This window comes from Cobetia sp. SIMBA_158 (genome assembly GCF_046566945.1).
Lineage (GTDB): Bacteria > Pseudomonadota > Gammaproteobacteria > Pseudomonadales > Halomonadaceae > Cobetia > Cobetia amphilecti.
In genome coordinates this window covers 96,066-120,226 of record NZ_JAWJYL010000005.1, presented here as the reverse complement: position 1 = coordinate 120,226, position 24,161 = coordinate 96,066, and the positions used below count along the sequence as shown (strand labels likewise).

The following is a 24,161-nucleotide window of genomic DNA, read 5'->3' as shown; positions in this document are numbered from 1 at the left end:
GACTCAAGCATACACCGCTTATCCAGTCAGGAAAAAAGACTCCCGCCAGGTGGCGGGAGTCTTGATGCTGCAGGTGCTGTCGCGTCCAGGCTTACTTGCGGCTGGAGGTGAACTCCGGATAGGCCTCCATGCCACATTCGGCCAGATCCACACCTTCGTACTCTTCTTCCTCGCTGACGCGAATCCCCATGATGGCCTTGATGATCAGCCACACCACGAAGCTTGCGATGAACACCCAGGCGAAGATGGAGGCGGCGCCCAGCAGCTGTGCGGAGAAGGTGGCATCGTCATTGGTCAGCGGCACGGCCAGCAGACCCCAGAGACCGACCACACCGTGCACGGAGATGGCGCCGACCGGATCATCGATCTTCAGCTTGTCGAGACCGACGATGGAGAACACGACCAGCAGACCGCCGACGGCGCCGATCAGGGTGGCAGCACCGACGCTCGGCGCCAGCGGACCCGCAGTGATGGCGACCAGGCCAGCCAGCGCGCCGTTGAGGGCCATGGTCAGGTCAGCCTTGCGGAACCACAGACGGGCGAGGATCAGCGCGGCGATGACACCACCACAGGCGGCGGCATTGGTGTTGACGAAGACCTGAGCGACCGCGTTGGCCTCATCGATGTTGGACAGCACTAGCTCGGAGCCGCCGTTGAAGCCCAACCATCCCAGCCACAGGATGAAGGTACCCAGCGTGGCCAGCGGCAGGTTGGCGCCCGGGATGGCATTGATCTCGCCATTCTTGCCGTACTTGCCCTTGCGAGCGCCCAGCAGCAGCACGCCTGCCAGAGCGGCGGAAGCGCCGGACATGTGCACGATGCCGGAGCCGGCGAAGTCGCTGAAGCCCGCTGCGCTCAGGAAGCCGCCACCCCAGGTCCAGTAACCCTGCACCGGATAGATGACGCCGGTCATGACCACGGCGAAGGCCAGGAAGGCCCACAGCTTCATGCGCTCGGCGACCGCACCGGAGACGATGGACATGGCGGTAGCCACGAACACCACCTGGAAGAAGAAGTCGGAACGTGCGCTGTAGTAGATGTCGCCACCGGAAGCGAGCGCTTCCTCAGCGGTATTCTCGGCACCGATCAGGAAGCCCAGGCTCGGCAGGAAGCCGCCTTCGGCGCTCGAGTACATGATGTGGTAACCGACGACCATGTACATGGTGCAGGCGATGGCGAACAGCGCCACGTTCTTGGTCAGGATCTCGGTGGTGTTCTTGGCGCGGACCAGACCGGCCTCGAGCATGGCAAAGCCGGCTGCCATCCATAGCACTAGGGCGCCACAGACCAGGAAGTAGAAGGTATCAAGTGCGTACTTGACCTCGATGATCTCGTTCATGCGGGGTTCTCCTTGTTATTGTGCGCGGGGCTCAGACAGCGTCGGCGCCGCGTTCACCGGTGCGGATACGGATGACATCGTCCAGCGGAGTGACGAACAGCTTGCCGTCGCCGATCTTGCCGCTGTTGGCCGCCTGGGTGATGGCGTCCAGTACCGATTCCACACTGCTGTCATCGACAGCCACTTCAATCTTGACCTTGGGAAGGAAGTCGACGACGTACTCGGCACCGCGATACAGCTCGGTGTGCCCCTTCTGACGTCCGAAGCCCTTCACTTCGGTGACGGTAATCCCCTGCACGCCGTTGTCGGCCAGTGCTTCTCGCACGTCGTCCAACTTGAAGGGTTTGATGATGGCGGTGATCAGTTTCATGTGCTGCCCCCGTTCGCTACCGGAATGATCATTCTTGTTAAGCATGGCCAGTCAGATGAGCTGGCGGCCTGTTCCTGACAAGTGCATCGCACGAGATGTGCCATGCGGCTGAAAATCCTTGTAACTCATCTGGTTATCGCAGGATGACTGACAGTCTTTCGGCCTGTGCAAAGATGGCTGAATCCGAAGGTCACCTGGCATGCACCGTAATGGTGCTGTTTCTGCGCCTTTGGGTGTGGGGGCAAGTGCTAATGTGGTGCAGGTGTGTGCCTGCCGATGAGGATTGTCTGGTGCAGGACGATGCGGGGCATGCACCCGACTCCAGGGTTGCGTATCCTTGCAGCAGGACACGACGGCCCCATGTACAGGGGTGTCATCATTTTCTGACCGGCAGTCCGCACGACGCGGCCGCCGGCCCGCAACGGCTGAGGTGCAGCATGTTCAAGAATGACGTCATCGGGCGTATGGCCCAGCAGATCGGTGAGCGCCTGCAGGATGCCTCGCATGGCCCGGAAGAGCTGCAGAAGTCCGTGCAAGGGGTGATGCGCGGTGCCTTCGACCGCATGGAGCTGGTCTCGCGTGAAGACTTCGACATCATGATGGATGTGCTGACGCGTACGCGCAGCCGCGTCGAGTCGCTGGAAAAGCAGGTCATCGCCCTCGAGGCACTGCTGGAAAAGCAGGGGCTGGTGGCGGGCAATGCACCGGCTGCCGAGCCCACCACGCCAGTGGATGACGAGGGGGAAGCCGCGGTAGCGAAGCGTGAAGCCGCCAGTCACGCCGCGGAGATCGAGCGCCAGCGCGACGCCTGATTCCGTCAGGTGACGGCTGAACCAAAACCGCCACGCCCTTTCGGGGCGTGGCGGTTTTTTGCGTCATGGGCGCCGCTGATTCTGAGGGGCGGCCTCAGGCAGTCTGGGGGCGAGTGCCCAGCATCCAGCGCACCAGACCTACCACTGAGGCGATGATCCAGAAGATCTCGATCACGAAGCTGGCGAGGTTGAAATTGATGCACAGGCTGATCAACAGCAAGATCGCCCCGCTCAGATTCATCAAGTTGTAGGTCAGGCTGCGGGCATCGAGTCTGCCTATCTGCAGCAGGAAGAAGGCGCCGACGACCAGAGTGGTGCCTAGCATGCCGATCACATCCGCCAGGGATGCCAGCGGGGCAAGCATGTCTTGCATGGGTAGTGCTCCTGAAACAAGCCGAAGTCGTCCTGAATGGCTGGCCCTTTCCGTGGGTTGGACGATTCTCTGCCGCGCAGCGGCGGCGTTCCGTGAGACAGCTTGGCGGTCATCCCGGCAAGGCCGGGACAACCGATCAAATATACAGCAGTCCCCGTCCGGCGGCACTCTTGTGGCTCTCTCGAGGACGCTATCGCCCCTGTCTGAGCACTTTCTTGGTGCAGGCAGGTCTCGAGCTGGCCTCACACCTTGCCCATGTGACGAATGGTGGCGCTGAAATGCGCCAAAACAGGCGCTTTTGCGTGGAAAATGCTGCCAAAACCGCTACTTTTAACTCGCCGCGAGCGTTTGTCGGCAATGCTGGTAGCGTAAGCGTCATGCCGGCGAGAGATCCGCATCGTCAGCACCCAAGCGCGTCGCGGCGCGTGAAGCTGAAATGGCAGCCGCAGCCGCAGCCGCAGATGCAGCCGCAGCCGCAGTCGCAGATGCAGGGCACCAGACGCTCTCAATCACCAGACAGCAATAAGCCGTCACCTAGCGCCAGGTCCTCAGGCACCAATCCCCGGCATCAACGACCCGATGCTCGTGCAAATTCCTCGAACGCAACGCATGCGCCGTCGCTGATCTCTCCCTGACAGGCGGCTCATGAGCTCCTCTGGCTCAATCTGATCTCTGACATGGCTTTCATCACTCGACTGAGTCGATCGTTCAAGCACCCTGCCTGCAGTTATTGAGTTTAATTTCTGTTGGTTGGTGCTTGTGAGTTGAGGTCGGGCTGTGGGTGTCCTGGTCCGACGTTGGCTCGCTTGATCATCGATGGTATCAGTACCTTGAATGATGAAGTTTTGAGCGCTCAAAAAATGTCCACAAGCGATGATTATGTAATGTTATCCACATCCTGTATTTTTGTTACGTATTCAGTAATTGCGTGAGTATGGGGCGTAAAGAAATTTACGTTATAGGCGCGAGAATCGTCACCTGAACACGCATTTTCAGGTGACGCATGGCAGTGTCGTAGTGGTGTGCGAAGCCTTGCGGCAATTGTCGAGCGCCCGAGCGTTGAGGCGCTCGCCTTCTGGGGAGTATGAGGTTTGCCATGCTGGGAGGGTTGGCAGCGGTGTGTGCCTTCGCGCTCATGGCAGGCCAGTGCCTGCTCCGATTGCGCCGTGCAACTGAGAGGCGGCATCACGCAGGGAAGGCTCATGTCATTGGCAATGTTGCGCACGCGCGCGTCACTTGGTCTCGAGGCACCGGAAGTACAGGTCGAGGTACACCTTTCCAACGGCTTGCCGGGGCTGTCCATCGTCGGCTTGCCGGAAGCGGCGGTGAAGGAGAGTCGCGAGCGGGTGCGCAGTGCGCTGCTCAATGCCGGCTTCGAGTTTCCGGCGCGGCGCATCACCCTCAATCTGGCGCCAGCGGACCTCCCCAAGGAAGGCGGACGCTTCGATCTGCCCATTGCGCTGGGGATTCTGGTTGCCTCCGGGCAGATACCGGAAGAGGCCGTGGCAGCGATGGAGTGCCTTGGCGAGCTGGCGCTGGATGGCAGCATCCGTGCCGTCACTGGCGTGCTGCCAGCCGCACTCTGCTGTCGCAAGGCGGGGCGGACGCTGGTGGTGCCGCGCGGCAATGCCGACGAGGCGGCACTCGCCGAGGAGTTGGAAGTACTGGCGGTGGGCCATCTGCTGGAGCTGGTGGCTCACCTGCTGGGGCGCGAGCGCCTCACGCCGCATGTGTGTTCGATCATTCCCCAGGCGCGCCTGCCGGAGCCCGACCTGAGCGAGGTGCGTGGCCAGCATCAGGCACGCAGGGCATTGGAGATCGCCGCGGCCGGCGGCCACAACCTGCTGTTCGCTGGTCCGCCGGGCACCGGCAAGACGATGCTGGCCAGTCGCCTGCCCGGCATCTTGCCGCCACTGGGCGAAGGGGAGGCGCTGGAAGTCGCGGCGGTGCGCTCGGTCTGTGGTCTGCCGATCATGGAGCGCTGGGGTCAGCGGCCATTCCGCGCCCCGCACCACACGGCCAGTGGGGTCGCGTTGGTGGGAGGTGGCTCCAAGCCGCGCCCGGGCGAGGTGTCGCTGGCGCATCATGGCGTGCTGTTTCTGGATGAGCTGGCGGAGTTCGACCGTGGCGTGCTGGAAGTGATGCGCGAGCCGCTGGAGAGTGGCCGTATCCTGATCTCGCGCGCCAGCCATCAACGCCGTTTCCCGGCGCGCTTCCAGCTGGTCGCGGCGATGAATCCCTGTCCCTGCGGCTACCTCGGCGACAGTCGCCGCAATTGCAGCTGCACCCCGGCGCAGATCCAGCGCTATCAGGCGCGTCTGTCCGGCCCGTTGCTGGACCGCATCGACCTGCAGGTCGAGGTGCCGGGCCTGCCCGCCGAGGAGCTGACGTCCGCCACTCCCGGCGAGGCCTCGGCCGGCGTGCGCGAACGAGTGCTGGCCGCTCGCGCGCGCCAATTGGCACGCGGCGGCCTGAATGCCCATCTGGATACCCACGCGCTGGAAGCCGCCTGTCAGCTGGAAGACGGCGAGCGCCAGTGGCTGGCCGGTGTGCTGTCACGCCTCAATCTCTCGGCGCGCGCCTATCACCGGGTGCTGCGTGTCGCGCTGACACTGAGTGATCTGATCGACCAGGACGGTGTGCAGCGGCCGCAGCTGATGGAGGCCATCGGCTATCGCCAGCTGGACCGCATGATGGGCAGGGACCCGGCTCGCCCGGGCGCCGGTGCCCAGCAGCGCAGCGCCTGATGTCGGCGGGTCAGGACGTCAGCCCTGCGCGGGCTCAGTAGGAAGGTCTGTCCGCGCCGGGAATGCCCGCACGAATCAGGCGTGAGAAGTCGCCGTCCGGATGCTCATCGGCGGCGATGGCGGCGGGATTGATCAGGCTGCTGGCCTTGAGTTCCGCGAAGGGCGCAGCGTCACTCAGGGCATCCTGGTCCGCGACATATTCCGGCAGATAGCCGGAGAGCAGCAGACGGTAGTCCAGCGGCAGGCCGTCGGTCAGGCGCGTCATCATCGCGTAGACGAGGGTGGTGCAGTTGCTGGTGGCGGTATTGTAGAAGCGTGGCTGAGTGCGGAATGTCTCGGCTTCGTCGACGTAGGCCAGCAACAGCTCGCGGATCATCTCGCGCGGCATCTGCACTCGATAGAGGTGTACCTGCTCGCCGCGCACGTTGCTGCGCACGCGGATGATGTCGCGTTCGTCGGCGGCGATCACCGCCAGTTCGTACTGCTTGAACATGCCGCCGAGGGTCGAGAACTGCTCGGTGCGCTCCTTGCGGATCTCCACCGAGAAGGCCAGATAGCGGCCATCGGCAAAGCCGAAGCTGATCAGTGTGTGGGCGATCTGCGGCCCCATCCAGTGACTGGTCAGCAGGTCCACCGAGGTCAGCTCCTCCAGCGGATAGTCGCGGCTTTCCCAGCGCGGCGTGTAATCCTCGGCGCTGTGCCACACGAAGTTGCGTACCTGCTCGAGATGCAGCACTTCACCCTGCGTGGCAGCCTCGGTCCTGGCGCTTGCCGGCGATGCCTCGTCCCGTGCTGGCGTGACCACCTGCCCCTCGACCAGATGCGCCACCTCCGGCGCCCAGTCGCGGTCCGCCCGTGGCGTGATGCTGGCCCACCAGGCAAGGCTTGCGACCAGCAGCATCAGGTAGCTGCCCATCAGCCGCCAGCGAATCGCGCTGGCCTGTGGCCACCACAGGGCAATCACGCACACGAGCCCCAGCACCGCTGCGAGAGCAGCCACGGTGGTGCGCAGCCCTTCCGGTCCCGGCAGGCGGAACCACAGTGCGGGCGCTAGCCAGAGGCTCGCGCCCACCACGGCGAGGCTGCTCAAGGCGCGAGCCGCGAGGCTGACCAGGGTCATCGCGAGGCCCTCACGATAAATCGTTCATGAACGGCGCTCTTCGGCGATGGCCTGCTCGAGACGCGCGAGACGGCCCGGCACCAGACTGTCTTCGAGTGTCGAGATGCGCAGGATATGGCCAAGCGAAGGATGCGGGGAGCGAGTGATCAGCACGCCTTGAGCCATCAATTGCTGCTGCACCTGTGCTGCCAGTTCGGCGCTCTTGAGGCGCACGCAGAGGAAGTTGGTCGCGCTGGGCAGCACTTCCGCGCCCAGCGAGCGCAGGTGCTCGGCGAGACGATCGCGACAGTCGATCACGCCGGCGACGTGCGCTGCCGCCTCTTGAGGGTGCGCCAGCAGCAGCTCACCTGCCGCCATTGCCGGGGCGCTGACCGCGAAGTGAATCCGCACCTTGGTCAGCATGGCGACATCGTCAGGCTCGGCGATCATGAAGCCGAGACGCAGGCCCGCCAGCCCATAGGCCTTGGAGAAGGTACGCAGGCGGAAGGTGCGCGCCATCGGCGCATGGTCGGCCTGGGCGGCGTCCGGGCGGAAGTCGTGATAGGCCTCGTCCAGCAGCAGGCTGCAGTTCTCCGGCAGGGCGTCGCGCAGAGCGCGCACATCGGCGTCAGAATGCAGGTGGCCGCTGGGGTTATCGGGGTTGGCGAGATAGACGACGCGGGCATCATGCTGCCTTGCCGCGGCGAGCAGCGCCGCGAGGTCCGGTGTCAGTCGCGACGATGAGGCGTCATCGGCCGTGGCGAAGCTCTCGCTGTAGGGTACCTCGATGACCTCGGCACCCAGCCCGCGGGCGAAGTACGCCAGGGTCGGATAGGTGCCGGCGCTGGTGATCACGCGCTCGCCCGCACAGACGGTGGCGCGCATCACCAGTGCCAGCAGGCTGTCGGCACCGGCATCGACCAGCAGGTTCTCGTAGGCGACTCCCAGACGCTCAGCCAGTTGCTGGCGCAGTTGCCAGGCATCGGCGTCGGCATAGCTGCGGCTCAGGTCGGCCAGGGCAGTGCCCAGCGCGCCGCCCAGCGTATGGTGCGGCATGTCGAGCCCTTCGTTGGAGCCATACTGATACGGCAGCGCGTGTCCCAGTCTGCGTTCCAGCGCCTTGATGCCGGGGAACGGGTTATGCGGCCCGTCCTGATAGAGGTGGGCAAGAAAGCGACGGGGACTGGCGGTGGTCATGTTGGCTCCGGAAAAGCAGAAAACGGTAAAGGGTGAATCAGGGGTGGCGGGGGCCACGGCGCAGCTGGGCGCAAGACTCTGGACTCAAGACCTGGAGCTCAGGGCGCGGGGTGATTACGCGCCAGCGACTCGAGGGCCGCCTGGTCGAAGGCACCGCTCAGGGTGAAGGTGCGCGTCTCATTGCGCTCGGCACTGGCGCTGCGGACCAGCGTCAGCTGCAGCTGATACGGCTGCAGCGTGCGGTCTGACAGGGTCAGTGCGGCGCCACTGGCCTCGAGAGTGGTCTCGAGACGCCACTGGCGGCTATCGACGGCAGGGCGGTCAGTGCTCCAGTTGAGCACCTGAGGCCCGTTCTTGAGCGCCAGCAGTGCGCGGGTCAGCGCCTCGTTCAGCGCGCCCGGGTTGGCCTGCAGCGTGGCATCTACCTCGGGCGGCGCGAGCAGCAATACCTGTTGCTCGAGCGGGGGTGTCCAGGACTGCTCGGCGATCAGGCGCGCCGCGCTCTGGCCGAGACCATAGATGGGGTCGCGTTCGGCACGCGGCACCTGGTCCAGGCTCATGCAGCCCGCCAGCGTGGAGAGTAGCAGGGTCGCGGCCAGCATGCGCAGGCGATGCATGGCCATCATGCCGTGCGCCCCTGCTGCGGCAGGTCTGACGGGCGCTGCGACAGGGCATCGAGAAAGGCGTCCAGCTCGGCAAACAGCTCCTGACGAATCGGCTCGGCTTCATTGACCAGATGGTGCTGGGCCTCGGGATGGCGGTAGATGCGCGCATTGGGGAACTTGCTGGCCAACACGCCGAGATTCCATTGCCAATCGACGGTGGTGTCCTGCTCGCCCTGCAGGATCAGGGTCGGCAGTGAGCAAGGGGGCAGGGCGCGGAGACGGGGAATCCACTCCCGCATCGCCGTTACCCACTTCACCGCGAGGCGATCGGCCTGCAGCGGATCATTGGTGCTGAGAAACTCGTAGAAGGCCACGTCGTTGGTATTCGCGCGGTACTTGCGCGGAATGGAATCGATAAAGGGGCGCGCCATGCTGTGCAGCCAGCGTGACTGCGACCAGCCCCACGGCCGCACCAGCGGTGCGAGCAGGGCGATACCCTGCCAGCGCGATTCATCGCCACGCATCAGGGCGTCGGTAGCCAGCACCGAGCCGCCGGTGCTCTGGCCGATGCCGAACCACGGGTGCGGCGCCAGGCTGTGGTCTTCCAGGTAATCCTGGAAGGCCTGCAGACAGCCGACATAGTCGCCGAAGTCATCGATGGAGGCGGGCTCGCCGGATGACAGGCCATGCCCCGGCAGGTCCCACAAGGCGACCTGCCAGCCGTTGCGCAGCAGGTGCGCCAGCAGATGGCGATAGAGAGCGAGGTGATCGAAGTAGCCGTGGACCACGAAGACGGTGCCGCGCGGCTTGCGCGGTGTCCACAGCTGGGCCCACAGGCGAAAGCCTCCGGCCTCCAGGTGGCCGGCATGCACGGCGATGTCCTCGCTGCGCAGCGCATCGAGACCATAATGGCCCAGGTAACGCTCCAGTGGACTGGACGTCTGGCCCGGCAGCATGTCAGGCAGGCGGATAAAGGGGCCGTGGTCGAGCAGTTCACTGAAATCGGGCATGGTCATCTCCATAATGCTGCCATGCTAGCGGCTGGCGCGGCTGCGAGCTACACAAAGAACAGTGTTTCTTCACTGTTTTCCCCGCCTGTCGCCGAGCAACAACAGCGACGCGGAATCAACGCTGGGCGGGTAATCGGGCTCCATGAGCTTGTTCATTGGTCATAGCAGTCCTTTCGCCGGCCTCGCCATCGGGTATGGTGATGGGATTCGTCCCCGCCCGGCAGGTGACAGCGTCTTCCTGCCCGGCGTCTCGATGGCTCACGCTTGTCGGGCAGTCGCGCGTCAGCAGTCGCGTCAAACGCCGCGCCAGTGAGTGCCGTCTGGCGAAAATCCTTTTGAACACCACTGCTTGCAGTGTTGTCAGCCGTTGAGGGTTTCCAGCGATTCGTTTTCAGGGAGAGCAAACGCATGACCGACCGTATTCAACTTCAGCGCCTGGCCATCGACGCCAGCCTGCACCGCTTCATCGAGCAGGAAGCGCTGCCGGGCACAGGGATCGCGCCGGAGACCTTCTGGGCGGGTGTCGATTCACTGCTGCACGAGCTGGCACCGCGCAACCGCGAACTGCTGGCGACCCGCGAGCAGCTGCAGAGCGAGATCGACGCCTGGCACCGCGAGCATCCGGGCAAGGTAGACCTCGAGGCCTACAAGGCGTTTCTGCACAAGATCGGCTATCTGCTGCCGGAGCCGAATACGGTCGAAGCCAGCACCGCCTTCGTGGATAGCGAGATCTGTCAGCAGGCTGGCCCGCAGCTGGTGGTGCCGGTGATGAATGCCCGCTACGCCCTGAATGCCGCCAATGCGCGCTGGGGCTCCCTCTATGATGCGCTCTACGGCACCGACGCGATCAGCGAGGAAGATGGCGCCGAGCGTGGCAAGGACTACAACCCGGCGCGCGGGGCCAAGGTCGTCGCCTATGCGCGCCAGGTGCTGGATACCATCGCGCCGCTGGCCGGCGGCAGTCACCACGACAGCGAAGGCTACACGATTCGTGATGGTCATCTGCTGGTGCGTGCCGGAGGGCGTGACCTCAGCCTCAAGTCGCCGGAACGCTTCCTCGGTTATCGCGGCGATGAAAGCGCGCCGAGCGCGATCATCTTCGCCCACAACGGCCTGCACGCCGAGCTTGTGATCGATGCCGAGCACCCCATCGGCAAGACCGATCCCGCCAACGTCAGTGACCTGATCATGGAGGCCGCGCTCTCCACCATCATGGACTGCGAGGACTCGGTGGCCGCCGTCGATGCCGAAGACAAGGTGACGGTCTATCGCAACTGGCTGGGCCTGATGAAGGGCGACCTGACCGAGACGCTGGAGAAGAATGGCCGCAGCATGACGCGCAAGCTGAATGCGGACCGCGAATACACCGGCGCCGATGGCACCACGCGCGTGCTGCATGGTCGCTCGCTGATGCTGATTCGCAACGTCGGCCATCTGATGACCAACCCGGCCATCCTGCTCGAGGACGGCAGTGAAGCGCCGGAAGGCATCATGGATGCCATCTTCACCAGCCTGATCGCGCTGCACGACCTCAAGGGCGACAAGCAGGACCGCGGCGGCATCTGCAACTCGCGCACCGGCTCCGTCTACATCGTCAAGCCCAAGATGCATGGCCCCGAGGAAGTCGCCTTCGCCGATGAGCTGTTCGCGCGGGTCGAGCAGCTGCTGGGGCTGCCGGACTCCACGCTCAAGATGGGCATCATGGATGAGGAGCGCCGCACCACCGTCAACCTCAAGGCCTGCATCGCGGCCGCCAGCTCCCGCGTGGCCTTCATCAACACCGGCTTCCTGGACCGCACCGGTGACGAGATGCACACCTCGATGGAAGCCGGCCCGATGCTGCGCAAGGGCGACATGAAGGGCGCCGCCTGGATCCAGGCCTACGAGAAATGGAACGTGGATGTCGGCCTGGAATGTGGCCTGCGGGGCCGCGCCCAGATCGGCAAGGGCATGTGGGCCATGCCCGACCTGATGGCCGCGATGCTCGAGCAGAAGATCGGCCACCCGCGCGCTGGTGCCAACACCGCCTGGGTGCCGTCACCGACCGCCGCCGTGCTGCATGCGCTGCACTATCACCAGGTCTCGGTGAAGGACGTGCAGCATGATCTGCTCAGCCGTCCGCGTGCCAGCCTCGATGACCTGCTGACCATCCCGCTGGAGCTCGACCCCCAGTGGAGTGCCGAGGAGATCCAGGCCGAGCTGGACAACAATGCCCAGGGGATTCTCGGCTATGTGGTGCGCTGGATCGATCACGGCACCGGTTGCTCCAAGGTGCCGGACATCCATGATGTCGGCCTGATGGAAGACCGCGCCACGCTGCGCATCTCCAGCCAGCACATCGCCAACTGGCTGCATCACGGCATCGTCGACAGTGCCCAGGTACAGGACACGCTGGAGCGCATGGCCGGCGTGGTGGACCGCCAGAATGCCGCGGACCCCAGCTATCAGGCGATGACGGATGACCTCGAGGGCTCCATCGCCTTCCAGGCCGCCTGCGAGCTGGTCTTCCAGGGGCGCGTGCAGCCGAGCGGCTACACCGAGCCGGTCCTGCATCGCCGTCGCCTCGAGAAAAAGCAGCAGGCGCGCTGATCGCAGGGCGGCTGACGGCAGGAAACACTGAACACGACAACGGCGACCCTGGGTCGCCGTTGTTGTCTGTCGCCGAGCAGGAATTGCCCGGCCACTATTTTGCCAGGCGCATGTTTCCCGAGGCCGCATTTGCCGCTAGCCTTGCCTCAGAAACCGCGTAACCGCGCGATCGGACCCAGTGTGTCGAGGAGAATGTCATGCCCGTGATGAGCGCCGCCGCCATCGAGGATTTCCTCGATGAAGTCTTCCCCCAGCGTCTGGGTACCATCGAGGCCGTCGGCGATCGCTGGGCGACCATGGGGCTGGCCATCGAGGACGAGCACCTGCGTCCCGGCAGCTGTGTGTCCGGGCCGACGATGATGGCGCTGGCGGATGTCTGCCTGTATGTCGCGATTCTCGGCGAGATCGGCCCGGAGCCGATGGCCGTCACCAGTGACCTCAGCATTCACTTCCTGCGTCGCGCGCGCGGCGACCGCGATCTGATGGCCACCGCGCGTATCCGCAAGCTGGGTCGGCGGCTGGCCGTCGGCGAGATAGAGCTTTTCAGCCACGGTGACACCGACCCGGTCGCCATCGTGACCGCGACCTATACCTTGCCGGACAGCGATGACTGACCCCGGGACGGTAATGGGCAACGTCTTGGGCCAGTCCGCTACAGCTTGTTGATATCCTTCTCTTCGCTGCCGCGCTGACGCCAGCCGGTGACGGCCAGGCTCAGCCAGCCGGCGATCAGCAGCAGGCCGCCGATGGGTGTGATGATGCCCAGCTGGGTGCGCGCCGTGGTCGCCAGAGCATACAGCGACCCCGAGAACATCAGGATGCCGGCCGCCCACAGCCCCAGCGTCAGCATCTGGCCGCGCAGCGGCTGCACCGAGCGCCAGGCGAGTACCCCGACCGCCGCCAGCACGTGCCACATCTGATAGCGTACGCCGGTCTCGAACACGCGCAGCATGTCCGCGCTCAGGGTGCCGCGCAGGCCATGGCTGGCGAAGGCACCCAGCGCGACGGTGGACATGCCGGCCAGTCCCATGGCCAGCCACCAGTGGCGGGAGTGGGAGTCGTTGTGACGCATAGACAATAATTCCTTGAGGGCAGGTGGCGCGGCACGATGTGCCTACGCCTGTCCACGTAAAGCCGCTACAATAGCGGCCTCTTTTCGCGGGAGGACAGCATGCAGATACAGCTCAACGGTGAAGACCACGTGGTGACGGACGACACGACGATTGCCGCCCTGGTCGAGAGTCTCGGTCTCCAGGGCCGCCGACTGGCAGTGGAACGCAATGAAGACATCGTGCCACGTAGCGCGCACGCCGACACCCGTCTGCATGCCGGTGACCGCATCGAGATCGTCCATGCCATCGGTGGTGGCTGATCCGTCCTGTTTCCAGGATTGACACTTTTCACTACTCGCTCGCGCTCAGCGCGTTCACGTCCAGCTCGATGAGGTCATCATGACAGACAGTTCTGCCCCGACATTGAACAATCCCGTCACCCAGGTCGCCGGCGACAGCCCGTTGATCGTCGCCGGTCGCGAGTTCTCCTCGCGCCTGCTGGTCGGTACCGGCAAGTACAAGGACATGGACGAGACACGCTCCGCCATCGAGACGTCCGGCGCGGAAGTGGTCACCTTTGCGGTCCGCCGTACCAATCTGGGTCAGAACGCTGACGAGCCGAACCTGCTCGACGTGCTGTCACCGGATCGCTATACCTTCCTGCCCAACACCGCCGGTTGCTACAACGCGCGTGACGCGGTGCGTACCTGCAAGCTGGCCCGTGAACTGCTGGATGGCCACAACCTGGTCAAGCTGGAAGTGCTGGGCGATCAGGACACGCTGTATCCCAATATCGTCGAGACGCTCAAGGCCGCTGAAGAGCTGGTCGCCGATGGCTTCGACGTGATGGTGTATACCTCCGACGACCCCATCGTCGCGCGCCAGCTCGAGGAAATCGGCTGCTGCGCCATCATGCCGCTGGGCTCGCTGATCGGTTCCGGCCTCGGCATTCTCAACCCGCACACCCTATCGCTGATCATCGAGCGCGCCAATGTGCCGGTGCTGGTCGATGCTGGTCTGGGTACGGCGTCAGAAGCCGCCTTCGCCATGGAACTGGGCTGTGATGGCGTGCTGATGAACAGCGCCATCGCCCACGCGCGCCAGCCGCTGTTGATGGCAGATGCCATGCGTCAGGCCGTGATTTCCGGCCGTGGTGCCTTCCTGGCCGGCCGCATGCCGACTCGCCTGACGGCACGTGCTTCCTCACCGGGCGCTGGCCTGATCACCGGCTGAGCCCTGAAACATTCGAATCCGATGCTCGCGCATCGTTCATGCAAAGACCAAGACGACCCCATGACTGACGAGACTTCCAAGCCGCAGGACGACACGTCCACTTCTGCTCCCGCTGACGATGCGCAGCAAGAAAGTGTGCAGAACGAGCGCGCGCAGCCCGAGAGCGTGCAGACCGAAAGTGCGCCAGCGACCCCTTCCGTTGCCGATGAAGCCGTCGCCCGCAAGCGTGGCATCAAGAGCTACGTGATTCGTGGTGGCCGCATGACCCAGGCCCAGACCCGTGGGCTCGAAGAGGTCTTCCCGCGCCTTGGCCTGCGTCACGAGCAGGGCGAGCTGGATCTCGAGGCGCTGTTCGGGCGTCGGGCACCGCTGGTGATCGAAGTCGGCTTCGGCATGGGCAAGTCACTGTGTGAACAGGCCCAGGCCAACCCGGACACCGACTTCATCGGCATCGAAGTACATGCGCCGGGCGTCGGCAAGCTGCTGGATGATGTCGACAAGCTGGGTCTGACCAACCTGCGTGTCTATCGTCACGACGCGTTGGAAGTGCTGGCGGATTGCGTGCCGGCCGGTTGCGCTGACACCTTCCAGCTGTTCTTCCCGGACCCGTGGCCGAAGAAGAAGCACCACAAGCGTCGTATCGTTCAGCCGGCCTTCGTCGAGCTGGTGCGTCGTGTGCTCAAGCCGGGCGGCCACTTCCACATGGCCACCGACTGGGCCAACTACGCCGAAGCGATGGCGGAAGAGATGGCCGAAGCACCGGGCTTTGCCAACACCGCTCCAGCGGAAACCGCACCCTACGTGCCGCGTCCGGACTTCCGACCGCTGACCAAGTTCGAACAGCGCGGCGAGCGTCTCGGCCACGGCGTGTGGGACCTGATCTTCGTCAAGCAGGACTGATCAGCGCCTCGTGCGCAGTGGCGGCGTCTTCATGATGCTGCATCGCGGCCGCCTTCGGGTGGCCGCTTGCTGTGTTTGCTGTCCCTTTCTTTCCTCGTCCCGAGAGTTGCTGACCATGACGACGCTTACCGCCGATTCGGCTGATCGCCCGACCATGACCCCGCTGACAGCCCTGACCTGTCCGCTGGATGCCCAGCCGCTGGTACGTGACGGCCAGAGCTGGTGCTGTGCCGACGGGCATCGCTTCGATATCGCACGCCAGGGGCATGTCAATCTGCTGCCGGTGCAGCGCAAGCGCAGCCTGGACCCCGGCGACAGCAAGGCGATGGTCAGTGCCCGTCAGCGCCTGTTCGCCCTCGGCGGCTATCAGCCGTTGGCGGCGGCCCTGGCCAGCCGTGTGCTGGCATTGGCATTGGCAGCGGCCCAGACGTCTCAGGCGCCGCTGGCCGTGCTGGATGCCGGCTGCGGCGAAGGCTTCTATCTGCGTCAGTTGGCGTGCGCTGCCGGTGAGCAGAATCTCTCGCTGACGGCGGCGGGGCTGGATATCTCCAAGCACGCGGTGCTGGCCGCGGCGAAGCAGTCACGTGATGCCGCCTGGCTGGTGGGCACCAACGCCGCTCTGCCGCTGGAGGATGCGTGTGTGGATGTCGTCATCTGCGCCTTCGGCTTCCCTGTCTGGCAGGAATTCGCGCGTGTCCTCAAGCCCGGTGGCCACGTCGTGCTGCTGGAAGCGGGGGCCGAGCATCTGCTGGCGTTGCGCAAGATTCTCTACCGCGAGCTGAAGCCCGCGCGTGGCGAGGCCGGACTGAGCGCTGCCGAGTCTGCTGGCTTCACCATCAGCGGCGAGGTCGAGCATCTGCATGCGGGGCTGTCATTGACCAGCAATGAGCAGATTCGGGACCTGCTGACCATGACCCCGCATCTGTATCGCGCCGAGCGTGATGGCCTGGCGCGTGCGGAAGCCATGACGGCGTTGGAGGTCGAGCTGCATGCGGAGTTGAGGGTGTTCTCGCTCGAGGATGCACAAGATAAAGCTTAAATAGAAATTCTTCGCATTTGACTTGCAAAAGCAAATGAGAATGATTATCTTGTCTGTGCGGTGTCCGGGCAGACATCGCAGGGCGCAAGCCCAGCCGTAGCGGCGGAGTCAGGCCCCCGCTACGGTGTTTCTCCTCATCAAGCTAGTCACGGTCTTGGGCATCCTCATCTGGGGATGCCCTTTTTGTTGTGCGCTACGCACGCTGCGAGCTCTCACGTCGCGTTCGGATATGCGGTCGTCAGCTCGACAGCTCGACAGGAGCTCAGGTCGACAAGAGATCAGGTCGCCAGCCACAGGGGCAGGGTCAGCATCGCCAGTAGCGTCTGGGCGGTGATCAAGGCCGCCATCAGCTCGGCATTGCCGCCTAGCTGGCGGGCCAGAATATAGGCGGAGGTCGCGGTGGGCAGCGCCGCGAACAGAATCGCCACATCGCGCGCCACTCCCTCGAGGCCGAACCACCGGCAGAGCACGACCACCAGTGCCGGCATCGCCAGCAGCTTCAGCAGGCTCGCCAGCCACGCCACGCTGCCACTGCTCACCAGTACACGCGGGCGCAGCGCCACACCCACCGCGACCAGGCCGAGCGGCAAGGCGGCGCGCCCCAGCAGGCTGATGGCGTCGCCACTCCAGCCCGGCAAGCCGATGCCGCTCAGGTTGAGCGCCGTGCCGGCCAGACACGCCAGCACCAGCGGATTGCGGGTCAGCGCCTTGAGCGAGCGCAGCAGGCCACCTTCGCCCAGGGTGCCAGCCCCGATGAAGGCCATCACGCACAGCAGGTTGGCGGCCGGCACCATCAGCGCCAGCGCCACGGCCGCGACGGTTGCCCCGGCACTGCCATGCAGCGCTGCTGCCCCGGCCACACCGACGTAACTGTTGAAGCGGATGCTGCCTTGGAAGAGCGAGGTAAAGGAGGCGGCGTCGCCCATATGACGGCTCAGCCAGTCCGGCGCGTGACGCCAGCTCAGCCATAGCGCGGCGGCGAACAGCAGCATCGCGCCCAGCATCACGCTGGCCAGCGCCACGACCGGCACGCTGGCCATGTCGGCACGTGCCAGCGTGGACACCAGCATGGCGGGGAACAGCACGTAATAGATCAGGCGTTCCAGTTCGCTCCAGAAGCCTTCGCCGGGGAAGCGCTTCCAGCCGAGTAGCGCCCCCGCGAGGATCAACAGGAAGAGGGGGCCGAGCGCCTGCTGTACACTTGCCATGCTGACTCCTTGTCGGGGCTGAGTGCGAATGCCTTGAGAGCGATGTGGCGTGCGCGTGACATGATGTCTCGCCTGCTGCCGCGGTGAGGCGGGCTGGTAAGCTTGTCATGACTCGCTCAGCGCTGCACTTGGACTCAGGTCTTGTTCGCCGGTCACGCGCTGGCGTCATGTCGTGGCTGAGCGCAGACCATTCCCATCACGTCACTTTCTTTCCCATTCGGGGCGCCTTGCCTGTCGATGCGCTGCCGGACTGTTGCCGGAACTGCCATGTATCGCGTAGAAGAAGACAATGCCCGCCCGCGGCTGCTCAATCTGCTGATCATCGTCACGCTGATCACCATCGTGGTCTCGCTGTATTACCTGATCGACTATTACCTGGTACGCGACGGCAGCAACGGCAAGGTGACCTGGTTTGCGCCCAATCAGTCCTGCGAGCTCAATCATGCCCCTTGCACTGCCGAGCTGGGCCGCTTCGGGCGTATTACCCTGGCGCTGGAGGGCGACATCAGTCCGCTGACGCCGCTGGGCATTCGCGTGATGACGGAAGGCGTCTCACCGGAGGGGGTCGAGGTGGACTTCATCGGCCGCCACATGGACATGGGCGTGAAGCGCAGCGTGCTGAACACCACCGATGCCCAGAGCCTCGAGCGCCAGCATTGGCAGGGGGAAGGGCAGCTGGGGTTCTGCAGCAGCGCGACCATGGCGTGGCGCGCGCAGGTGATCGTGACCACCGAGCGTGGCCGACTGGGCAGCTGGTTCGATTTCGATAGCCACCCGCAGGCCACCACGGCAGAGCAGCTCGAAAGCTCGGTCGATCAATTGTTTCGCAGTGATACCCGCCCGACGCATCAGGGCAGCTAGCCGCTGGCGCTGAGCCCGGCCGGCAGGGACGTCGTTTCAGGCAGAAGGCACCGGGAGGCAGGGATGGGCGCAGAGCGAAAGTCACAGGACGGGCAGGCAGGCACTCGCCGACAAGAAAGCCATCAGCTGGACAAGGGCGTCGCCAGACGCTGGTGGCTGCTGGGCGCCGTCGGCCTGGCGGCCGTGATCGGTGCTGGTGTCGCCTGGCAGCAGGCGCAGCAGGATCTGGCGCCGGTCGCGGGCATGCAGGCCTGGGCCAGTCTGGGCGGCCCCATCCAGCTCGAATCACAGCAGGGTGACTTCACGCTCGCGGAGGTCACGATGGGCGAGGCCGCAGACGCGCAGGCCACGCCGGTCGTCGCGCTCTACTTCGGCTATACCCAGTGCCCGGATGTCTGCCCGATGACGCTGGCGGCGCTGCGTCAGGTGATGTCTGAACTGCCACCCCAGGCGGCGGCGCGCGTGGTGCCGGTGATGGTGTCGCTGGACCCCGAGCGCGACACGCCTGCCCGGCTGGCCGAATACACCGGGCACTTCGGGCCGCGCTTTCAGGGCATCACCGGCAGTCAGGCGGCACTCGCCGATGTGGCGCGGCGCTATGGCGTCAGCTATCGGCGTGTCGAGGCGCAGGACTCCGCGCTGGGTTACACCATCGATCATGGCGCCGCGCTCTATCTCGTCTCTGCCCAGGGGCGCATCTACGATCGCATTCCATTCACGCCGGGGCCGGCCGGTGTTCGCGCTGGCGTGACGCGTGTCCTGAGCGCGACCGCTGATTGAGCGCTGCGTGGCACCCGCTGAATGCGCCGCGCCTTGAGGCCTTTCTCAGAGGTGAAATACACATTGTCCACAAGTTGGCAAGCGCTCAAGGAAAATTTTGTGGATAATCATGACGCCTCGAACACGCAACGCAGTGCCGTCAAGTGCTGATTTATAAAGGCTAGTAAAAACAAACTGTTACGAGATATCGACTAAAAATATCAAGTCAGTGGTTGCTTTGCGTTCAACCAGCATCACTGCCGCGACAGGCACCAGAAGGGCCGGTTGTCAACCTGTGGTCAATAGCTTCCCCACAGATTTATCCACAGGCTGGCGGCGTCCGCACCGGGCCTTCTGGAGGGGAGAATCAGCGGACATCAGCCATTGCCGTAGTAGTGGAATGCACCGTTGTCCTGTGCGCAGCATGCGCTTGGATGAGCTTGCCGATAGCCCTCATCCAGCCTGGCCAGAAACGCAAAGAGCCGCCCGATGGGCGGCTCTTTCGTTGCTACCGGCAGCAGTGCTTGCCGGTTACCAGCAGGGGAGGCTCACGCCGCCATTACTGCTTGGCGTCGGCCTTGGTCACGTCGAGCAGCTCGACCTTGAAGGTCAGCGTCTCGTTCGGGCCGATCGGGCCGCCGGTGCCAGCCTTGCCGTAGGCAAGCTCAGCCGGGACGTAGAGCATCCAGGTGTCGCCGACGCTCATTTCCTGCAGTGCTTCCTGCCAGCCCTTGATGACCTGGTTGACCTTGAAGCTGACCGGCTCGCCACGCTGGTAGGAGCTGTCGAAGACGGTGCCGTCCAGCAGCTTGCCTTCGTAGTTCACCTTGACGGTATCTTCAGCGGACGGGGTCGCGCCGTCACCGGATTCCAGCACCTTGTACTGCAGGCCGGAATCCAGTGTCTTCACGCCGTCCTTCTTGGCGTTGTCGGCGAGGAACTTGTCACCCTCTGCCTTGTTGTCGGTCGCTTCCTGCTCGACCATCTTCTTCTGCTCTTCCATCTTCTTCTGCTGGAAGCGGGAAAGCGAATCCGCGATTTCCTGGTCGCTCATCTTCATGTCGCCCTTGGCGTAGACATCACGCACGGCTTGAGTGAAGGCGTCGAGATCCAGATCGGTGATGTCCTGGGAAAGGCTCTTGCCCAGAGTTGCACCGATGCCATAGCTGAGCTGTGCCTGCTCGTCTGCGAGGCTGTCATCGGCGGCAAAGCTGAACGGGGTGACCAGGAGGGCGCCGAGCGCGACGGCACTGACCAGCTGTTTCATGAAAACTCCTTCAGGATGGAATGGGCCTGAGACGGGCCCGAAACACGCAATTGGCACCGAGGCGGCATGGCCTGCCTCGGGCACTAGTGTTACTCCGACTCTACCAGCCGCGTACAAGTTCCGCATCTCGCTGGCGTTGTCAGGCGCCGGCGGGCACGCGGGCCAGTGCCAGGCGGCGCAGGGCACGTGCCGACGGGTGGTCCCCCACGGCGAGCGTCGTCTTGCCACTCAGCAGGGCCAGCGATTGCTGAAAGGCCTGCAGCGGGTCCGCGACATGCGCGAAGGGCGCCCGCAGGCCGGTCGCGCCTTCGGCTGACGACAGCGCAGGGCTCAGCTCTTCCAGCTGGGCGAGGGTTTCCTGCTCGGCGGAAAGCTCGCAGGCCTTGAGCTGCTGATAGAGGCGTTCCAGGCGTTGCACCGCGGCCGGGTCCTGGGTCGCGGGCAGCGTCATCAGTTCCTGCTTCAGCTGGCGGCGGCGCTCGCGCAGCATGCCGGTCATCCAGCCCTGCCAGTCGCGCACGTCTTCCAGCAGGCGAGTGGGCGAGGCGGCCAGGGCGATGCCGTGGGCGGACAGCCAGTGAATCCACAGCAGCTCGCAGACATCGAGGCCCGCCTCGTCCTGCAGCAGCAGGCAGGTACTCATCATGTCCGGCGTCGGCTGAGGGTTGCCCGCAGAGCCGACCTCGCCGGGCAGGGCATACAGAGACAGCGCGTAGTCCCACAATCCGATAGAATATGCGCCCATCAAGTCGGCCTCTTCGTGTGTCACGGATGATGTCTCTTCATGTGCCACCGATGATGTCTCTTCACGAGTCGCGTCCAGCAGCTTGCTGAGTCGTAGCGCTCGTGTCGGTGGCGGTGAACGGGAGCCCGACGTCCCCCGTATTTTCTGATCGAGGTTGTCATGATTGCACTGCGCCAGCTCGCCCTGCAACGCGGCGGAGCACCGCTGATCGACGAAGCGGACCTGACGCTGCATGCCGGTCACAAGGCCGGTATCGTCGGCCCCAACGGCGCCGGCAAGTCGAGCCTGTTCGGCCTGATCCTCGGCGAGTTGACGCCCGATAGCGGCACGGTATCGCTGGCCGGTGGCGTGCGTGTCGCGCACATGGCGCAGGAAATCGATGCGCTGGAGCGCCCGATCGTCGACTACGTCATGGACGGGGACCACGCGCTGCGCGAGACCGAGCGCGCCCTGGCGGCCGCCGAAGAGAGCGGCGAGCACCAGCGTCAGGCCGAGCTGCACGCCCATTTCGACACCCTCGATGGCTACACCGCACGGGCACGTGCCGAGCAGCTGCTGGTCGGCCTCGGCTTCAGCCAGGCGCAGCTCAGTCAGCCGCTGGCGGCCTTCTCGGGGGGCTGGCGCATGCGTGCCAATCTGGCGCGTACCCTGTTCACGCCGTCTGACCTGCTGCTGCTGGATGAGCCGACCAACCACCTGGATCTCGATGCGCTGCTGTGGCTGGAGCAATGGCTGGCGCGTTATCCCGGCGCGTTGTTGCTGATCTCCCACGACCGCGACTTCCTCGATGCGGTGTGTGATCACATTATCCACTTCGACCGCCGCAAGCTGGTGGTCTACAAGGGCAACTACAGCCGCTTCGAACGCACACGTTCCGAGCGTCTGGTGCGCGAGCAGGTTGAGCACGAGAAGACCATGGCGCGGCGCGCCGAGATCGAGGATTTCGTGCGTCGCTTCAAGGCCAAGGCCACCAAGGCACGTCAGGCCCAGAGCCGCATGAAGATGCTGGAGCGCATGGAGGAGACGGCGGCGGTCAAGGCCGATTCCCCGTTCCACTTCACCATCCCGTGCTCCGACAAGATCTCGCATCCGCTGCTGGGGCTGGACCGCGCGGTGATCGGCTATCCCGGTCAGCCGCCGCAGCTCTCCGGGGTGCGCTTCTCGCTGCTGCCGGGGCAGCGCATCGGTCTGCTCGGCCCCAACGGCGCGGGCAAGTCGACGCTGATCAAGGCGCTCACCGGCGAGCTTGCGCTGGTCGAGGGCCAGCGGACCGCCGGCGAGCATCTGGCCATCGGCTACTTCGCCCAGCACCAGGTGGACGGGCTCGACCTGTCCTCGACGCCCTTCAATCATGTGCTGCGCCTGTCACCGTCGGCGGGTGAGCTGGAGATCCGCACCTTCCTCGGCAGCTTCGGCTTCCACGGCGATGAGGTCTACGCCACGGTGGAGTCGTTCTCCGGTGGCGAGAAGGCGCGTCTGGCGCTGTCGCTGATCGCGTGGCAGAAGCCCAATCTGCTGCTGCTGGATGAGCCGACCAACCACCTGGACCTCGATATGCGCGAGGCGCTCACCGATGCACTGGCGACCTTCGAGGGCACCGTGATTCTGGTCTCCCACGACCGCCACCTGCTGCGTGCCTGCGTCGATGAATTCTGGTGCATCGCCGATGGCCGCGTGACGCCCTTCGATGGTGACCTGGATGACTACCGTGCCTGGCTCAAGGCGCGCGTCGAGGGCGAGCGGCGGGAAGCGCGCGCCCAGAAGGATGCCGATGCGGGGACAGACAGCACGCGCACGCCGGACCGCAAGGAAGCGCGCCGTCAGGCGGCTGAACTGCGCGAGAAGCTGCGTCCGCTCAAGAAGGTCAGCGACAAGGCCGAGCAGAAGATGAGCAAGGCGCAGGGCGAGCTGGACAAGATCGAGGAAGCGCTGGGCGATGCCACGCTCTACGAGGCGGACCGCAAGGCGGAGCTGACCAAATTGCTGGCCAGCCAGGGCGAGATCAAGAGTCGCCTCGATGAGGCCGAAGCCGAATGGTTCGAGGCTCAGGAAGCGCTGGAAGAGATGGAAGCCCAGCTCAAGGCGGCGGACTAGGTCATGCGGCTGGACCGCTGGCTGACACGTCAGCCACAGCTCAACCGTCGTCATGCGCTCTCGGCGCTGGCGGCGGGGCGCGTGCGGGTCAACGGCGCGACGATCAGCGACCCGCTGCATGAGGTCGGCCCCTTCGATGACATCCACCTGTCAGCGCCTGACGCGACCACCTGCCTGCAGATCGCGCGGCGTCCGCGTCATATCCTACTCAACAAGCCTGCCGGGGTCGTGACGGCCTGTCATGACCCCGAACACCCCACCGTGATCGATGTGCTGCGTGACACGCTGAATGCACGCGGCGAGGACAGCGGCTGGCTGGCCGAGATCCACCATGTCGGGCGTCTCGACCGTGCGACGACCGGTGCCCTGCTGCTGACCAACGACGGCGATGTCTCGGCGCGCATCAGCGATGCCGGGCTCGACGGGCCCGCCAAGCGCTATCGCATGGGGCTGGAGCGGCCCCTGACGGAGGCCGAACAGGAAAGCGCGATCGCACAGGTTCGCCAGGGGGTGCTGCTCGAACATGATCCACGCCCGACACTGCCAGCACAGCTTGCGTTTCTCACCGCGGACCAGGCACGCCTGACGCTGCACGAGGGCCGCCATCATCACGTCAAGCGACTGTGGCGCAGCCTGGGCAATCGCGTGGTGTGGCTGCACCGTGAGTCGGTGGCGGGCTTGAGTCTCGAGGGGCTGGCGCCGGGGGAGTGGCGCGAGCTTACCCGCGAGGAGTGTTCACGGCTGGGGGCCGCGCAGCCTCGCGGGTGAGGCCACCCGGCGGGTGGCGTCTTGCCGACACCGGGTTATCCACACCCGCCGAGCGCGCCGCCAGCGCGTGACGGCTGCGATGGGGTGTGGATAG

23 protein-coding genes are annotated in these 24,161 nt (G+C 64.8%); 12 read left to right on the top strand and 11 right to left on the bottom strand.

Annotated features, from left to right (window positions below):
- Nucleotides 1–91 precede the first annotated feature (91 nt).
- On the bottom strand, nt 92–1,339 hold the full coding sequence (locus R2R70_RS09885; protein WP_216061131.1) for an ammonium transporter: 1,248 nt from the start codon (nt 1,337–1,339) through the stop codon (nt 92–94).
- A 31-nt stretch (nt 1,340–1,370) separates the two neighbouring features.
- Nucleotides 1,371–1,709 carry a P-II family nitrogen regulator gene (locus R2R70_RS09880; protein WP_043331582.1) on the bottom strand — a complete coding sequence of 113 codons (339 nt, stop codon included), beginning with the start codon at nt 1,707–1,709 and terminating at the stop codon, nt 1,371–1,373.
- Nucleotides 1,710–2,146: 437 nt separating this feature from the next.
- Here R2R70_RS09880 and R2R70_RS09875 point away from each other — a divergent pair, with 437 nt between their 5' ends.
- Nucleotides 2,147–2,521 (top strand): accessory factor UbiK family protein, encoded by a 375-nt coding sequence (locus R2R70_RS09875; protein ID WP_107335729.1) that lies wholly within the window; start codon nt 2,147–2,149, stop codon nt 2,519–2,521.
- Nucleotides 2,522–2,615: 94 nt separating this feature from the next.
- On the opposite strand, the gene R2R70_RS09870 is transcribed toward R2R70_RS09875, so the two are convergent.
- Complete coding sequence (locus R2R70_RS09870; RefSeq protein WP_043331581.1) at nt 2,616–2,894, bottom strand: CBU_0592 family membrane protein; 279 nt, start codon at nt 2,892–2,894, stop codon at nt 2,616–2,618.
- 1,202 nt (nt 2,895–4,096) lie between these two features.
- On the opposite strand from R2R70_RS09870, the gene R2R70_RS09865 reads away from it, so the two are divergent.
- Nucleotides 4,097–5,641, top strand: coding sequence for a YifB family Mg chelatase-like AAA ATPase (locus R2R70_RS09865; protein WP_107335728.1), 1,545 nt, complete (start codon nt 4,097–4,099; stop codon nt 5,639–5,641).
- A 34-nt stretch (nt 5,642–5,675) separates the two neighbouring features.
- Here R2R70_RS09865 and R2R70_RS09860 read toward each other — a convergent pair whose 3' ends face one another.
- The 4 genes from R2R70_RS09860 to R2R70_RS09845 all read right to left on the bottom strand — a co-directional run bounded on the left by R2R70_RS09860 (nt 5,676) and on the right by R2R70_RS09845 (nt 9,552).
- Entirely contained in the window at nt 5,676–6,761 is a 1,086-nt protein-coding gene (locus R2R70_RS09860) for a DUF4105 domain-containing protein (protein ID WP_410977915.1), read from the bottom strand.
- 24 nt (nt 6,762–6,785) lie between these two features.
- Complete coding sequence (locus tag R2R70_RS09855; protein WP_410977914.1) at nt 6,786–7,937, bottom strand: pyridoxal phosphate-dependent aminotransferase; 1,152 nt, start codon at nt 7,935–7,937, stop codon at nt 6,786–6,788.
- Between the two features lie 98 nt (nt 7,938–8,035).
- Nucleotides 8,036–8,563 (bottom strand): hypothetical protein, encoded by a 528-nt coding sequence (locus R2R70_RS09850; RefSeq protein WP_153635041.1) that lies wholly within the window; start codon nt 8,561–8,563, stop codon nt 8,036–8,038.
- Entirely contained in the window at nt 8,560–9,552 is a 993-nt protein-coding gene (locus tag R2R70_RS09845; RefSeq protein ID WP_131431112.1) for an alpha/beta hydrolase, read from the bottom strand. Before R2R70_RS09845 ends, R2R70_RS09850 begins: the two co-directional genes overlap by 4 nt.
- Nucleotides 9,553–9,960: 408 nt before the next feature.
- Here R2R70_RS09845 and R2R70_RS09840 point away from each other — a divergent pair, with 408 nt between their 5' ends.
- Both R2R70_RS09840 and R2R70_RS09835 read left to right on the top strand, forming a co-directional pair.
- Entirely contained in the window at nt 9,961–12,141 is a 2,181-nt protein-coding gene (locus tag R2R70_RS09840) for a malate synthase G (RefSeq protein ID WP_284726479.1), read from the top strand.
- Nucleotides 12,142–12,338: 197 nt separating this feature from the next.
- Nucleotides 12,339–12,755 carry a PaaI family thioesterase gene (locus R2R70_RS09835; RefSeq protein ID WP_043336979.1) on the top strand — a complete coding sequence of 139 codons (417 nt, stop codon included), beginning with the start codon at nt 12,339–12,341 and terminating at the stop codon, nt 12,753–12,755.
- A 38-nt stretch (nt 12,756–12,793) separates the two neighbouring features.
- On the opposite strand, the gene R2R70_RS09830 is transcribed toward R2R70_RS09835, so the two are convergent.
- Nucleotides 12,794–13,213, bottom strand: coding sequence for a DUF423 domain-containing protein (locus R2R70_RS09830; protein WP_043336980.1), 420 nt, complete (start codon nt 13,211–13,213; stop codon nt 12,794–12,796).
- Between the two features lie 99 nt (nt 13,214–13,312).
- Between R2R70_RS09830 and thiS the strand changes: the two genes are divergently transcribed.
- The 4 genes from thiS (at nt 13,313) to R2R70_RS09810 (ending at nt 16,365) form a co-directional block, all read left to right on the top strand.
- On the top strand, nt 13,313–13,513 hold the full coding sequence (gene thiS / locus R2R70_RS09825) for a sulfur carrier protein ThiS (protein ID WP_043336981.1): 201 nt from the start codon (nt 13,313–13,315) through the stop codon (nt 13,511–13,513).
- Nucleotides 13,514–13,592: 79 nt separating this feature from the next.
- On the top strand, nt 13,593–14,426 hold the full coding sequence (locus tag R2R70_RS09820; protein WP_052384900.1) for a thiazole synthase: 834 nt from the start codon (nt 13,593–13,595) through the stop codon (nt 14,424–14,426).
- 60 nt (nt 14,427–14,486) lie between these two features.
- Entirely contained in the window at nt 14,487–15,326 is an 840-nt protein-coding gene (gene trmB / locus R2R70_RS09815) for a tRNA (guanosine(46)-N7)-methyltransferase TrmB (protein ID WP_192839062.1), read from the top strand.
- Between the two features lie 115 nt (nt 15,327–15,441).
- Nucleotides 15,442–16,365: a putative RNA methyltransferase gene (locus R2R70_RS09810; protein ID WP_410977913.1), complete on the top strand. Its 924-nt coding sequence runs from the start codon at nt 15,442–15,444 to the stop codon at nt 16,363–16,365.
- Between the two features lie 278 nt (nt 16,366–16,643).
- Here the strand turns inward: R2R70_RS09810 and R2R70_RS09805 are convergent, their stop codons facing one another.
- Complete coding sequence (locus tag R2R70_RS09805) at nt 16,644–17,573, bottom strand: AEC family transporter (RefSeq protein WP_131431117.1); 930 nt, start codon at nt 17,571–17,573, stop codon at nt 16,644–16,646.
- Nucleotides 17,574–17,840: 267 nt separating this feature from the next.
- On the opposite strand from R2R70_RS09805, the gene R2R70_RS09800 reads away from it, so the two are divergent.
- Both R2R70_RS09800 and R2R70_RS09795 read left to right on the top strand, forming a co-directional pair.
- On the top strand, nt 17,841–18,434 hold the full coding sequence (locus R2R70_RS09800) for a hypothetical protein (RefSeq protein ID WP_052384509.1): 594 nt from the start codon (nt 17,841–17,843) through the stop codon (nt 18,432–18,434).
- 63 nt (nt 18,435–18,497) lie between these two features.
- The gene (locus R2R70_RS09795) at nt 18,498–19,214 is read left to right on the top strand and encodes an SCO family protein (RefSeq protein WP_054556420.1); all 717 of its coding nucleotides are present in this window, start codon (nt 18,498–18,500) and stop codon (nt 19,212–19,214) included.
- A 538-nt stretch (nt 19,215–19,752) separates the two neighbouring features.
- On the opposite strand, the gene R2R70_RS09790 is transcribed toward R2R70_RS09795, so the two are convergent.
- On the bottom strand, nt 19,753–20,460 hold the full coding sequence (locus R2R70_RS09790) for an FKBP-type peptidyl-prolyl cis-trans isomerase (RefSeq protein WP_043333314.1): 708 nt from the start codon (nt 20,458–20,460) through the stop codon (nt 19,753–19,755).
- A gap of 139 nt (nt 20,461–20,599) precedes the next feature.
- Entirely contained in the window at nt 20,600–21,205 is a 606-nt protein-coding gene (locus tag R2R70_RS09785) for a TIGR02444 family protein (protein ID WP_410977912.1), read from the bottom strand.
- A 159-nt stretch (nt 21,206–21,364) separates the two neighbouring features.
- Here R2R70_RS09785 and R2R70_RS09780 point away from each other — a divergent pair, with 159 nt between their 5' ends.
- Nucleotides 21,365–23,299, top strand: coding sequence for an ATP-binding cassette domain-containing protein (locus R2R70_RS09780; protein WP_107335718.1), 1,935 nt, complete (start codon nt 21,365–21,367; stop codon nt 23,297–23,299).
- A gap of 3 nt (nt 23,300–23,302) precedes the next feature.
- Nucleotides 23,303–24,067 carry a pseudouridine synthase gene (locus R2R70_RS09775; RefSeq protein WP_107335717.1) on the top strand — a complete coding sequence of 255 codons (765 nt, stop codon included), beginning with the start codon at nt 23,303–23,305 and terminating at the stop codon, nt 24,065–24,067.
- The last annotated feature ends 94 nt before the right edge of the window (nt 24,068–24,161 follow it).